Raw genomic sequence first — 13,112 nt, 5'->3', positions numbered from 1 at the left:
AAAAGCATGAACCAGAACCAGCTAAAGGATGCCGAAACCCTGCTGACCGGTGCAGCCGAGCCGACGCGCCGCAGCATGCTGCAAACCGCTGCCGCCGCGAGTGCTGTGCTGGCGGCTGCAGTATCCGGTTGCGTCGCTCCCACGCAGCAACAAACTTCTGCTATCGGACTGGACGCCGGCAATGTGCTGATCGATATCAACGGCTTTGCCATGCCGGCCTATCGGGCTGCTGCTGCGGGTAAGAGCAACTTGCCGGTCGTGCTGGTGGTCTCCGAAATCTTCGGCGTCCATGCGCATATCGCGGACGTGGCCCGCCGTCTGGCGCATGAAGGCTATCTGGCCATCGCCCCATCCTTGTTCGTGCGTCAGGGCGATGCAGGCAGCTACACCGAAATCCCCAAGCTGATGAGGGAGGTGATTGCCAAGGTGCCGGATGCCCAGGTCATGGCTGACCTGGATGCCACGGTACGTTGGGCAGCGTCACATGGTGGCGATACCTCGCGTCTCGGAATTACCGGGTTCTGCTGGGGTGGCCGCATCACCTGGCTGTATGCCGCGCACAACCCCGCAGTGAAGGCCGGCGTGGCCTGGTATGGGCGACTGGCAGGCGATGCCTCACCGCTGGCACCGCGCCATCCTGTCGATGTGGCCGGACAGTTGCACGGTCCGGTGCTGGGACTGTACGGCGGCGCAGATACCGGGATTCCGCTCGATACCGTTGAGCGCATGAAAACGGCATTGCAGCAAGCGGGCGCGAAAGGCAACCGCGCCGCAGCGGCCAGCAGCTTCGTCGTGTATCCGGATGCCCCCCATGCTTTCCACGCAGACTACCGTCCGAGCTACCGCGAGGCGGCAGCCAGGGATGGCTGGAAACGCATGCTGGCCTGGTTCCGCCAGCATGGAGTAGCCTGAATCAGGCTCAGTAAAGAAACCGGGCCGCCCCACCAGGGGTCGGTTCTTCCATTGCTGCGCGCTTCGCCGGGGCAAGAGCGCGCTGCGTCAGGCACACAGTTCAACCGCGCTCCACCGGCAGCTCCGGCTTCGTCGTGCACCACTCGCTCCAGCTGCCGCCATACAGGGCAGGGCGGGGCAGGCCGGCGATTTCCATCGCCAGCACGTTCGGAATGGCGCTGACGCCGCTGCCGCAATACACGGTCACGCGGCTGGCGTCGCGCCCGGCCAGCAGGGCCTCGAATTCCTGGCGCAATACCTCGGCAGGCTTGAGGCGACCGCTGGCGTCCATGTTTTCGGCATACGGCCGGTTCAGCGCGCCCGGAATATGGCCGGCAACCGGATCGAGCATTTCTTCCTCGCCGCTGTAGCGCGCCGCTGCACGGGAATCGATCAGCGTGCACTCCCCCTTGCCCAGGCTTTGCGCCACTTCGTCGGTGGAGACCAGACGCACCAGCGGCTTGTTCAGCTCAAAGGGCTTGTCCACCATGGCGTAGGCGCCGCTTTCCATCTGCTGGCTGATCGGGTGCGGGCCGGATTCCACCGGGTAACCGGCTTCCTGCCAGGCCGCAAGGCCGCCATCCAGAACGGCCACGTTGTCATGGCCGAGCCACTTCATGATCCACCACAGGCGTCCGCAATAATTGTTTCCGCTACGGTCATAGACGACCGCCTGCATGTCGTTGGCAAAGCCCACGCGGCGCAGCGCGTGCACGCAATCCGAGCGTACCGGCAGCGGATGACGGCCGCCACTGGCGGCATTGTCCGGATCGCTGGAGCTGAGATAGGTATCCAGGTCCACATAAAGGGCACCCGGCACATGGGCTTCCAGGTACTGCTGCACGCCCAGATCGGGCTGCATCAGGTCGAAGCTGCAGTCGAACACCATCAGGGGCTTGCCCTGGCTCTGGAGTTCGTGCAGCTGGGTGGGCGTGATGAGGGTGGTGTACATCGGTGTCTCCGCTATTGTTCTGGTCGGGGCTGTCAGCCTGCATTCCGGGCGGCCTGCTGCATGGCCTGGTGCTGACGCACCCAGGTGGCGGCTATGCCGGAAAGCACAATGATAACCATGCCCAGCCAGGCCGCCGGCTCCAGCCGCTCATGGAACAGCCACAGGCTGAACAGCGAAGCATAGACGATGCCCAGATACTGCAGGGTGGCCACCACCAGCGTCGAGCCGCGCGTGTAGGCGCGCGTCATGCACCACTGGCCCAGCGAGGCAAAGATCCCCGTGGCCGGCAGCAGCCAGGCCGTGCGCCATTCCAGCAACGAAAACCCGGCAAACAGCAGGGTACCCACCAGTCCCACCAGCGTGGTGCCGAGCGAAAAATAGAACACCGTGCGCGTCTCGGGTTCACCGGCACGCCCCAGCGCGCTCACTTGCAGATAGGCCAGCGCCGACATCATTCCCGAAACCAGTCCCAGCAGGGCTGCCAGCGGGTCATTGCCTGCCATGCGCGGATTGAGCAGCAGCACCACGCCCACAAAACCGCACAGCACCGCCACGAACAGCCAGGGATAGGCAATGCGCCGCGTCTTCCACCATGCAGCCACGATCACCAGCGTACCCAGCCAGACACTGCTCATGGTGTTGAGTGTCATCGAGGTGGCAAACGGCAGATGCCCGATCGCGTAGAACCACAGCGACATCGCCGTGATGCCCGCCACATTGCGCCGAACATGCAGCAAAGGCACGGGAGTGGCCAGCGGAGTGCCGCGCAGCCAGAGCAGGGCGCTGAACAGCACCACCCCCGTCAGCCCGCGGTAGAACACGATCTCCAGCGTGCCATAGCCCGCCTGCGCCGCCAGCTTGATGCACACCCCCATGATGGCGAAGAACAGGGCGCCGAGCGCCATCCAGAGGGCTTGCATGAAGAAACTGCGGAGTAGAAGGAAGGGGGCAAGAAAATAGCCAGCAGCGGCTGGCGTCTGCTGGCTATTGTAAGGAACCGCGGCGGGTCCGGGGCGATCAGCGCAGGGCGTCGGTCGCCAGTTCCTCGGGGTTGCCCACCTTGCGGCGATACCATTCGTGGAAATGCTGCATGCCATCTTCCATCGGGCTCTGGTAGGGGCCGACTTCGTTGTCGCCCCGCTCCAGCAGCGCTTTGCGGCCGGCATCCATGCGCTCGGCGATCTCGTCGTCCTCGATGCAGGTTTCCATATAGGCAGCCTTTTGCGCCTCGATGAATTCCGGCTCGAATGCGGCGATTTCCTCGGGGTAGAAGAACTCCACCAGGTTCAGCGTCTTGTCCACGGCCAGCGGGTGCAGCGTGGAGACGGTCAGCACGTTGGGATACCACTCCACCATGATGTGCGGGTAGTAGGTCAGCCAGATGGCGCCATGCTCGGGCAGTTCGCCGTTGCGGTACTGCATCAGCACTTCGTGCCATTTCTGGTACACGGCGCTGCCGGGCTTCTTGAGCTGGTTGGCAATGCCGACCGTCTGCACCGAATACTCGGGCTTGAACTCCCAGGCCAGATCGTCGCAGGTGACGAAGTTGCCCAGGCCCGGATGGAACGGGCCGACGTGGTAATCCTCCAGATAGACCTCGATGAAGGTCTTCCAGTTGTAGTTGCAGATATGCGATTCGACATGGCTCAGCACGAAGCCGTCGAAATCGAGTGCGGCCGCCGGCCCCATGTTGGCTAGGTCCGCGTGGATGTCGCGGCCGTTGTCCTCGAACAGCATGCCGTGCCAGTTGTGCAGCTTGTAGTTGTTCAGGTTCAGGCAGGGATCATGGCTGAAATGTGGCGCACCCAGCAGCTTGCCGCTGCTGTTGTAGGTCCAGCGGTGCAGCGGGCAGACGATATTGCCGCCGGCCTCGGCTCCCAGATTGCCGCGTCCCTTGAGCATGACGGCCTGACGGTGGCGGCAGACGTTGGACACCAGCTCGATGCCATTGGGCGTGTGCACCAGTGCACGGCCTTCGTTCTCCTGCGGCAGCGCGTAATAGTCGCCCACGTTCGGCACGGCGGCAGCATGGCCCACGTAACGCGGACCATGGGCGAATATTGTTTCGAGTTCACGCTTGAAAAGCGCCTCGCTGAAATAACTGCTGACGGGGAACTGGCTTGTGGCCTGCTGTAATTGAAGACTTAAATCAGACATCTTGTCCTGACCTGAGACTCCCCCTATGAAGGGGCAGGGTGCGCTGGCGCGCGAAAAGGTGTGAAGCATGGATGAACCACATGCGAAGGAAGCACATGCCACCATGCCCCCACCGGCGAAGGCGTATTGTATCCCGCCCCCCGGATTTGTGCAGCGGGAGCGCCACAAAACGCCGCTATTTCGCATGGAAATCAACATCTTATGGATTTTTGCGACAGATTTTCATGCATGTCACATGACAGTCGCTTGAAGGCCTTGTTGCGGCCGCTGGCGGGCTTCGTGCGAGGCGATGGGGCAGCTTGCCCCACGTGGCGCGGGGCGTACAATCATCCTTCCATCCGAAAGTGAAGTCCCTCCCTGATGAGCAGCCTGCCTCCCTCCACCGCCACGCCATTGCCTGATACCTACGAAGAAGCGCTGACCGAACTCGAGAATCTGGTCCAGACCCTGGAATCGGGCCAGACCCCGCTCGACGAATTGCTCGCCAGCTACCAGCGCGGCGCGGCGCTGCTGGCATTCTGCAAGCAGAAGCTCACGGCAGTGGAGGACCAGATCCGCGTGCTCGAGTCCGGTTCGCAAGGCATCGGCACGCGTGCCCTGGAAGAGGACAACACATGAGCGCATCCACTCCCGAATTTGCGCAATGGATGCAGCAGCAGCTCGACCGCGTCGAGCAGGCGCTGTCCGACTGGGTAGGGCGTGACGCTCCCAAAGACCTGGGCGAAGCCATGCGCTACGCCGTGCTCGACGGCGGCAAGCGCCTGCGCCCGCTGCTGGTGCTGGCCGCCTGCGAAGCCACCGGTGGCCTGCGGGCCGCAGCCCTGCGCGGCGCCTGTGCCGTTGAACTGATCCACGCCTACTCGCTGGTGCACGACGACATGCCCTGCATGGACAACGATGTGCTCCGCCGCGGCAAGCCCACCGTGCATGTCGCCTACGGCGAAGCCACGGCCCTGCTGGCGGGCGACGCCCTGCAGGCCCTGGCCTTCGAACTGCTGACGCCGGATGCTGCCGAAGAGGACATTCCCTCCGCCATGCAGGCCACCCTCTGCCGTTTGCTGGCGCGCGCCGCTGGCGGCCACGGCATGGCCGGCGGCCAGGCCATCGACCTGGCCAGTGTCGGCGTGGCGCTGAGCCGTTCCGAGCTGCAGCGCATGCACGCCCTCAAGACGGGTGCCCTGTTGCAGGCCAGCGTGGTCATGGGCGCAGCCTGCAGCAATGCATCATCGGATACCCATACCGCGCTGCAGCAGTATGGCGCCGCCATCGGCCTGGCCTTCCAGGTGGTCGATGACATCCTCGACGTGACAGCCGACTCGCAGACCCTGGGCAAGACTGCCGGCAAGGATGCCGCGAACGACAAGCCCACCTATGTCTCGCTGCTGGGCCTGGATGCCTCGCGCGCCTACGCCCGCCAGCTGCACGACGAAGCGCTGCAGGCCCTGCAGGCCAGTGGCCTCGAACGCACAGACATCTTGCGGGCCCTGGCCGATCTGGTGATTGAACGCGCTTTCTGAGCGAAGCGCCGCAGCCCACCGGTACAATTCAGCCATGCGCCCGCAGCCGGGGCCGGTGTGTCATGACGCCGCGCCACGGGGCAGGGCAGGCCCGACTACAAGAATTTCAGGATTCCTCCTCGATGTCCGCATTGCTCGACAGCATCCACTCCCCGAAAGACTTGCGCAATCTGCCGCGCCAGCAGTTGCAGTCCCTTGCCGACGAGTTGCGGGCATTCCTGCTGGACAGCGTGTCGCAAACCGGCGGGCACCTGAGTTCCAACCTAGGCACGGTCGAGCTGTCGGTCGCGCTGCACTATGTCTACAACACGCCCGAAGACCGCATCGTCTGGGACGTCGGCCACCAGACCTATCCGCACAAGATCCTCACCGGTCGCCGCGACCGCATGGGCACGCTGCGCCAGCTCGGCGGCCTGAGCGGTTTCCCGCGGCGTGATGAAAGTGAATACGACACTTTCGGTACCGCCCATTCCTCTACCAGCATCTCGGCCGCCATGGGCATGGCCATTGCCGCGCGCCAGAAGGGGGACGAGCGCTACAGCATCGCCGTGATCGGCGATGGCGCCATGACCGCGGGCATGGCCTTCGAGGCACTGAACAATGCCGGCGTGGAGGAAGACATCCGCCTGCTGGTGATTCTGAACGACAACGACATGAGCATCAGCCCGCCGGTGGGTGCGCTCAACCGCTATCTGGCCCAGCTCATGAGCGGCCAGTTCTATGCGGCAGCCAAGAATGTCGGCAAGACCGTGCTCAAGAACGCGCCGCCGCTGCTGTCGCTGGCCAAGCGTCTGGAACAGCAGGCCAAGGGCATGGTGGTGCCGGCCACGCTGTTCGAGAAGTTCGGCTTCAACTACATCGGCCCCATCGACGGTCACGACCTCGATTCGCTGATTCCCACGCTGGAAAACATCAAGCACCTCAAGGGTCCGCAGTTCCTGCACGTGGTCACGCGCAAGGGGCAGGGCTACCAGCTGGCCGAGGCCGATCCGATCGCCTACCACGGTCCCGGCAAGTTCGACCCCAGCATCGGCCTGCAGAAACCTGCCACGCCGCCCAAGACCACCTTTACCCAGGTGTTCGGCCAGTGGCTGTGCGACATGGCTGCGGCCGACGAACGCCTGGTGGGCATCACGCCGGCCATGCGCGAGGGCTCGGGCATGGTGGAATTCCACCACCGTTTCCCCAAGCGCTACTACGACGTCGGCATCGCCGAACAGCATGCCGTGACCTTTGCCGGTGGTCTGGCCTGCGAAGGGCTCAAGCCGGTGGTCGCGATCTATTCCACCTTCCTGCAGCGCGCCTACGACCAGATGGTGCATGACGTGGCGCTGCAGAATCTGCCCGTGGTGTTTGCACTGGACCGCGCCGGCCTGGTGGGTGCCGATGGTGCTACCCACGCCGGCAACTACGACATTGCGTTTACACGCTGCATTCCCAACATGAGCGTGGCCTGCCCGGCAGACGAGGCCGAGTGCCGTCAACTGCTCACCACTGCCTATCGCCAGAATCACCCGGTGACCGTGCGCTATCCGCGCGGCGCTGGTGTGGGCACGGTGCCGGCCACCAACCTGGAAGACCTGCCGTTCGGCAAGGGAGAAATCCGCCGCAAGGGCCAGCGCATTGCACTGCTGGCTTTCGGCACGCTGCTGTATCCCGCGCTCGAAGCCGCCGAGCAGCTCGACGCCACCGTGGCCAACATGCGCTGGGCCAAGCCCCTGGATCACGTTTTGCTGGATGAGGTCGCGCGCACGCACGATGCCATCGTCACCATCGAGGATGGCTGCATCATGGGGGGTGCCGGCAGCGCCGTACTTGAATACCTGCAGGCGAAGGGCATTGGCTGCCCGGTGCTGCAGCTGGGCTTCCCGGACGTCTTCATCGAGCATGGCGATCCGGCCAGGCTGCTGCAGTTGCAGGGCTTGGACGCAGCGGGCATCAGGGCCAGCGTGGAGCGCCGTTTCGGCGAACTGCTGCAAAAATCTCCGATCGAACGTGCGTCTTAAGAAAAAACCCTGAACAGAAACTGACAGCGTCGACCGTATAATTTTGCAGTCAAATTTGACTGTTTCTTGTTGTAACCGGAGATTGGAATGGATCGTCGTTCACTTGTGAAAAACCTGGGCATTGCTGGCGCTACCGTCGCTGCGGGCGCACTGGCAGCCTGCGGCAAGAAGGAAGAAGCAGCTCCTGCAGCTGCAGCGGCTTCCGGCGGCGCTCCCGCCGTCCAGACTGGCGACACCGTGCGCTGGCGTCTGGCTTCCAGCTTCCCGAAATCGCTCGACACCATCTTCGGCAGCGCCGAAATGTTCGCCAAAACGGTCAAGGAACTGTCCGGTGGCAAGTTCGAGGTGTCCGTGCACCCGGCTGGCGAGCTGATGCCTGCCTTCGGCGTGGTGGATGCCTTGCAGAACAACACCGTGGAAATGGCCCAGACCGCTTCCTACTACTTCACCGGCAAGGATCCGCTGTTCGCATTCAGCTGCGCCGTTCCCTTCGGTCTGACGGCCCGCCAGATGGATTCCTGGAAAGAGCAGGGCAATGGCGGCAAGCTGATGAACGAGTTCTACGCCAAGTACAACTTCTTCTCTGCCAGCGCCGGCAACACCAGCACCCAGATGGGTGGCTGGTACCGCAAGGAAATCAAGACCGTGGCCGACCTGCAGGGCCTGAAGATGCGTCTGGGTGGCGGCATTTTCGGTGAAACCATGGCCAAGCTGGGCGTGGTGGCGCAGAACATGCCCGCCGGCGATGTGTACCAGGCGCTGGAAAAAGGCACGCTGGACGCCACCGAATTCGTCGGCCCGTACGACGACGAGAAGCTGGGCTTCAACAAGGTCGCTCCGTACTATTACTACCCCGGCTGGTGGGAGGGTGGCGCAGACCTGGAGTTCTTCGTCAACAAGAAGGCCTTCGAGGCGCTGTCCGAGACCAACAAGGCCATCGTGATTGCGGCCATGAAGGTGGCTGCCCGCGACATGACCACCAAGTACGACGCCAAGAACCCGATCGCCCTGAAGAATCTGGTGGCAGCCGGTACCAAGCTGATGCCGTTCTCCAAGGAAATCATGGACGCCGGCTACAAGGCCGCCATGGAAGTGTTCGCCGAGCACGAGGCCAAGTCGCCCGAATTCAAGAAAGTGCACCAGGACATGCGCGCGTTCCAGCGTGACCAGATCCTGTGGAACCGCTTCTCCGAGTTCCGCTACAACAGCTACATGGCTACGCTGAACAACCTGTAAGCCGTTTCGGCCTTTCAGGAGAGTCAAGCCGCCCTTCGGGGCGGCTTTTTTGTGGGCGGATCTTTACCCCAGGCATGAAAAACGCCCCGCGAGGGGGCGTGCAGGGGAGGGGGGCAAGGCCGCTTACTGCGCCTTCGGCACACTGCGCTTCATGGCTGCCATCGGATCATCACTGAAGCCGCTGCCATCGCCAGCGGCCGGAGGCGGAGCCAGCGGATCCGCACTGCCGGATTTCGCCGCCGGAGCGGGAGCGGGCGCCTGGGCAGGGGCCGGCGCGCTCGCCGCTGACGCTGCTCCCGGCGCACCAATCACCGGATCCGTCGGCACGAGATCGTCCGCCGGGGCCAGACCGCCGCCGGCGGGAGGCGTGGGCATGGTGGTGCCACCGGCCGGCGCATCCATGCCTTCCAGCGGCGGAGCGCCCAGACTGTCACGCATTTGCGCACCGACCTTGTCCAGATCGTAGGTCTGTTTGGCATCCAGGTTGCCCGTCACCAAGCCCGGGAAGGCGATCAGCACGCCCACCATGATCAGCTGGATCAGCACGAAGGGCACGGCACCCCAGTAGATCTGCATGGTAGTGACCGGCTGGGTGACCTTCTGTGTGACCTTGTCCAGATAGGGCTTGGCCGGAGCCACCGAGCGCAGGAAGAACAGGGCGAAGCCGAAGGGCGGGTGCAGGAAGGAGGTCTGCATGTTCACCGCCAGCAGCACACCGAACCAGATCAGGTCGATACCCAGTTTTTCAGCAACGGGGGCCAGCAGCGGCACCACGATGAAGGACAGCTCGAAGTAGTCCAGGAAGAACGCCAGGAAGAAGATCATGACGTTCACCAGGATCAGGAAGCCCACGGCGCCGCCCGGCAGGTCGGACAACAGGTGCTCCACCCAGCGCGGGCCGTCCGCCCCCTGGAACACCAGGCTGAACACCGTTGCGCCGATCAGGATGAACATCACGAAGCTGGCCAGCTTGGTGGTGGAGGCAAGCGCCTGCTTGAGCAGATCGAAGCTCATGCGGCCGCGTGCCAGCGCCATGATCAGGGCACCCACGGCGCCCATGGCACCGCCCTCGGTCGGGGTGGCAATGCCCAGGAAGATGGTACCCAGCACCAGGAAGATCAGCAGCAGGGGAGGGATGAGCACGAAAGTCACGCGCTCGGCCAGCTTGGACAGCAGGCCCATGCCGGTCACCTTGTTGACCATGGCGATCACCCAGGCCACAAACACGCCGCCACACATGGCGACGACGATTTTCTCGTCGGTGGGCACGCTGGTCACGGGCTTGCCTTCGATCCAGGTATGGATATCGGCCATGTGGCGCGCCAGAAACACGGCCACCAGCGTGGACAGCACGGTCAGCACCAGCAGCGACTGGTAGCCGCCGCTGCCGTTGGGCTCGCGGTAAATGCGCGCCTCGGGCGGCAGGGCAGGGACGCGCGAGGGCTTGAAGATCGCGAGCACGATGACGTACACCGCATACAGGCCCATCAACATGAAGCCGGGAATGAAGGCGCCCTTGTACATGTCGCCCACGCTGCGCCCCAGCTGGTCGGCCATGATGATCAGCACCAGCGAAGGCGGAATGATCTGCGCCAGCGTGCCGGAGGCGGCAATCACGCCACTGGCAAGACGACGGTCGTAGCCGTAGCGCAGCATGATGGGCAGGGAAATCAGGCCCATGGAAATGACCGACGCAGCCACGACGCCGGTGGTTGCGGCCAGCAGGGCGCCCACGAACACCACGGCAAGTGCCAGGCCGCCGCGCATCGGACCGAACACCTGGCCGACGGTATCCAGCAGGTCCTCGGCCATGCCGCTGCGTTCCAGGATCAGGCCCATCAGCGTAAAGAAGGGCACAGCCAGCAGGGTATCGTTCTGCATGATGCCGAACAGACGCAGGGGCAGGGCCTGCATCAGCGAAGCGGGCAGAACGCCCAGCTCGATACCGATGAAGCCGAAGAACAGCCCGCAGGCTCCCAGGCTGAAGGCAACCGGGAAGCCGATCAGCAGAAAGACGATCAACCCCGCAAACATGATCGGGGCAAAGTTGGAGGTAATGAATTCCATGGTTCAGGCGCTCCGCTCAGGCATTCTTGTTTTCTTCATTCTTGCGGATGGCCTCGGCCAGCGCTTCTTCGGCGCTTTTCTCGCCTTCCTTGATCGTGGGATCGGGAATGCGACCCTGCAGGAACGCGACGCGCTTGATCAGTTCTGACCAGCCCTGCAGCAACAGCAGCACAAAGCCCAGTGGCAGTGCGACCCATACCGGCCAGCGGATCAGGCCGCCGGGGTTGCCGGACATTTCGCCGGTCTGGTACTGCTGGATCAGCATCGGGATGCCGAAATACAGCACCACCAGGCAAAGCGGTGTGAGGAACAGGGCAAAACCTGCAATATCCACCCACATCTGGGCGCGCTTGGAGAGCTTGCTGTTGAGCACGTCGATACGCACGTGTTCCTGATTCAGCAGCGTGTAGCCGGCGGCGACCAGGAAGGCCCAGGCAAACAGGTACCACTGGATTTCGAGGTAGGCATTGGAACTGACGTTGAACAGCTTGCGCACCACGGCATTGATGGCACTGATCAGTGTGGAAGCCAGGATCAGCCAGATGACGAACTTGCCGACGAAGCGGTTGAGCGCATCAATGGCCCTGGACAGTTGCAGGAGCAAGGACATGGTGTCTCCGGGAAAACGACTACATAGTGCCCGCGCATTGCATTTTGGCTGCCAGAGTCAGCTGACATCACAATGACGGGGAGCAACGCATTTTACGGCTTGAGAGCGCTGTTACCCGGCGGAAATGCACGACAGGTCGGGGAAAACCCCGCTTGAGGAGATTTTCATGGGTTTGTGAAGCTCCACGCAGGGCTTCAGGGGCTGTCGTCATCGGCGTTGCGTCGTGCGCCGCGGATATTCATGAAGGCCAGGGCAATCTGCAGCACCAGCAAGGCAGGCGCATCGTGCTGCAGGGCCCACCAGGCCCATACGGCGTTGCTGAGCAGGAAGGTCCAAAAACCGATGCGGCGGCGCTCCTCGCGCGACGAGGCGGTGAACCAGGCCGCAGCCACGGTGATGAACATGGCCAGCCATTGCAGCCAGTCGAAGCGGGAGAACCATTCAGCCATGGTGCCTGTGCCGTGTTGTTGACGGCGCCATTGTGGCTGGTCGAAACGGTGGAGTGATGTAGGAACAGGGCGGATTGTGGGTGAGCCACGCATTGCCTTGCTGACGCTGTCCCACATGTAATTTGACATAATATACATCGTATCAAATAAAGTCGGCGGGCTTATGCTGCATTGCAGCAACGCTTTCTGCCCAACTTTCGACCGAATGTGCGGCAAATTGTCATTCAGGGTGACTGAAACTGTCATCTACTACACTTCAGGAGGAAAGCCGTCACGCCAGCATGGTAAAACATGGTTTTCCCTAATCCCTACAAGCAGTATAGGAAAGCCACCTCCCGTGCCTGACGTCAAGACTCATCCCCAAGCCGTAGCCGTAAGCGCCATGTCTGCACCGCCGCGGTACCTGTCCGATACGTATTCCTGGGCCTACGTCACGCCCGAAGCCGTACAGCGCTTCGAGCGTCAGTGGCTGGTCAACCTGATCCTGTGGGGCAACTTCCCGCGTCTGCGCGACATGGCCCTGGATGCCTTCGGCCAGCAGCTTGCCGGCCGCAGCCTGCAGGTGGCCTGCGTCTACGGCGACCTGACGGCACGCATGGCGGCCCGCCACGCCGACGAAAGCCAGCTGGACGTGATCGACGTGCTGCCGGTGCAGATCGAGAACCTCAAGCGCAAGCTGGGCACGCAGAGCAAGGTTGGCATCATCCAGGCCAACAGCGCTGCGTTGCCGCAGGCCGATGGCAGCTACGACCGTGCCTTGCTGTATTTCCTGCTGCACGAGCAGCCCGAGGATGTGCGCGTGAAGACCGTGCGCGAAGCTTTCCGTGTGGTCAAGCCCGGCGGCAAGATCGTGTTCGTGGACTATCACAAGCCCAGTCGCCTGCATCCGCTGTACCCGGTGATGCACCTGGTGCTCAAGACGCTCGAACCCTATGCGCTTGACCTGTGGAAGCGCGAGATCACCGACTGGTTCCCGGCCGAGTTCAAGGCCGCGAGCATCAGCAAGAAGACCTACTTTGGCGGCCTGTACCAGATCATCGAGGTGGTACGCGCCTGAGCGCCCTCTTCGCAAGCGCCCTGTTTCCGGGCGCCTGCATGCAAAAGGCCATGACTTTTGTCATGGCCTTTTACTTTAACAGTGCGTGATACCGCATTGTTATGAAAAGA

At 62.9% G+C, this 13,112-nt stretch carries 12 protein-coding genes; 6 read left to right on the top strand and 6 right to left on the bottom strand.

Annotated features, from left to right (window positions below):
- Positions 1–6 precede the first annotated feature (6 nt).
- Complete coding sequence (locus KKQ75_RS04405; RefSeq protein WP_213360607.1) at positions 7–912, top strand: dienelactone hydrolase family protein; 906 nt, start codon at positions 7–9, stop codon at positions 910–912.
- 100 nt (positions 913–1,012) lie between these two features.
- Here the strand turns inward: KKQ75_RS04405 and KKQ75_RS04400 are convergent, their stop codons facing one another.
- The 3 genes from KKQ75_RS04400 to KKQ75_RS04390 all read right to left on the bottom strand — a co-directional run bounded on the left by KKQ75_RS04400 (position 1,013) and on the right by KKQ75_RS04390 (position 4,060).
- On the bottom strand, positions 1,013–1,903 hold the full coding sequence (locus tag KKQ75_RS04400; protein ID WP_213360606.1) for a sulfurtransferase: 891 nt from the start codon (positions 1,901–1,903) through the stop codon (positions 1,013–1,015).
- Positions 1,904–1,935: 32 nt separating this feature from the next.
- Positions 1,936–2,823 (bottom strand): DMT family transporter, encoded by an 888-nt coding sequence (locus tag KKQ75_RS04395; RefSeq protein ID WP_213360605.1) that lies wholly within the window; start codon positions 2,821–2,823, stop codon positions 1,936–1,938.
- 97 nt (positions 2,824–2,920) lie between these two features.
- Positions 2,921–4,060 (bottom strand): aromatic ring-hydroxylating oxygenase subunit alpha, encoded by a 1,140-nt coding sequence (locus tag KKQ75_RS04390; protein ID WP_213360603.1) that lies wholly within the window; start codon positions 4,058–4,060, stop codon positions 2,921–2,923.
- Positions 4,061–4,420: 360 nt separating this feature from the next.
- On the opposite strand from KKQ75_RS04390, the gene xseB reads away from it, so the two are divergent.
- The 4 genes from xseB to KKQ75_RS04370 all read left to right on the top strand — a co-directional run bounded on the left by xseB (position 4,421) and on the right by KKQ75_RS04370 (position 8,819).
- Positions 4,421–4,678, top strand: coding sequence for an exodeoxyribonuclease VII small subunit (gene xseB, locus KKQ75_RS04385; RefSeq protein WP_213360601.1), 258 nt, complete (start codon positions 4,421–4,423; stop codon positions 4,676–4,678).
- Positions 4,675–5,577, top strand: coding sequence for a polyprenyl synthetase family protein (locus KKQ75_RS04380; protein WP_213360599.1), 903 nt, complete (start codon positions 4,675–4,677; stop codon positions 5,575–5,577). The genes xseB and KKQ75_RS04380 overlap by 4 nt, the downstream gene beginning before the upstream one ends.
- Before the next feature lie 122 nt (positions 5,578–5,699).
- Entirely contained in the window at positions 5,700–7,583 is a 1,884-nt protein-coding gene (dxs, locus tag KKQ75_RS04375) for a 1-deoxy-D-xylulose-5-phosphate synthase (RefSeq protein ID WP_213360598.1), read from the top strand.
- An 87-nt stretch (positions 7,584–7,670) separates the two neighbouring features.
- Positions 7,671–8,819, top strand: a complete 1,149-nt coding sequence (locus tag KKQ75_RS04370; protein WP_213360597.1) for a TRAP transporter substrate-binding protein — start codon at positions 7,671–7,673, stop codon at positions 8,817–8,819.
- A gap of 123 nt (positions 8,820–8,942) precedes the next feature.
- Here the strand turns inward: KKQ75_RS04370 and KKQ75_RS04365 are convergent, their stop codons facing one another.
- From KKQ75_RS04365 to KKQ75_RS04355, 3 genes are all read right to left on the bottom strand, one after another.
- Positions 8,943–10,886: a TRAP transporter large permease gene (locus KKQ75_RS04365; protein ID WP_213360596.1), complete on the bottom strand. Its 1,944-nt coding sequence runs from the start codon at positions 10,884–10,886 to the stop codon at positions 8,943–8,945.
- A 16-nt stretch (positions 10,887–10,902) separates the two neighbouring features.
- Complete coding sequence (locus KKQ75_RS04360; protein ID WP_213360595.1) at positions 10,903–11,496, bottom strand: TRAP transporter small permease subunit; 594 nt, start codon at positions 11,494–11,496, stop codon at positions 10,903–10,905.
- 194 nt (positions 11,497–11,690) lie between these two features.
- The gene (locus tag KKQ75_RS04355; protein WP_213360594.1) at positions 11,691–11,945 is read right to left on the bottom strand and encodes a hypothetical protein; all 255 of its coding nucleotides are present in this window, start codon (positions 11,943–11,945) and stop codon (positions 11,691–11,693) included.
- A 382-nt stretch (positions 11,946–12,327) separates the two neighbouring features.
- On the opposite strand from KKQ75_RS04355, the gene rquA reads away from it, so the two are divergent.
- Positions 12,328–13,002 (top strand): rhodoquinone biosynthesis methyltransferase RquA, encoded by a 675-nt coding sequence (gene rquA / locus KKQ75_RS04350; RefSeq protein WP_213360593.1) that lies wholly within the window; start codon positions 12,328–12,330, stop codon positions 13,000–13,002.
- The last annotated feature ends 110 nt before the right edge of the window (positions 13,003–13,112 follow it).

The sequence above is a fragment of the Brachymonas denitrificans genome, from assembly GCF_907163135.1.
Lineage (GTDB): Bacteria > Pseudomonadota > Gammaproteobacteria > Burkholderiales > Burkholderiaceae_C > Brachymonas > Brachymonas denitrificans_A.
This window is presented reverse-complemented; position numbering and strand designations above follow the sequence as displayed.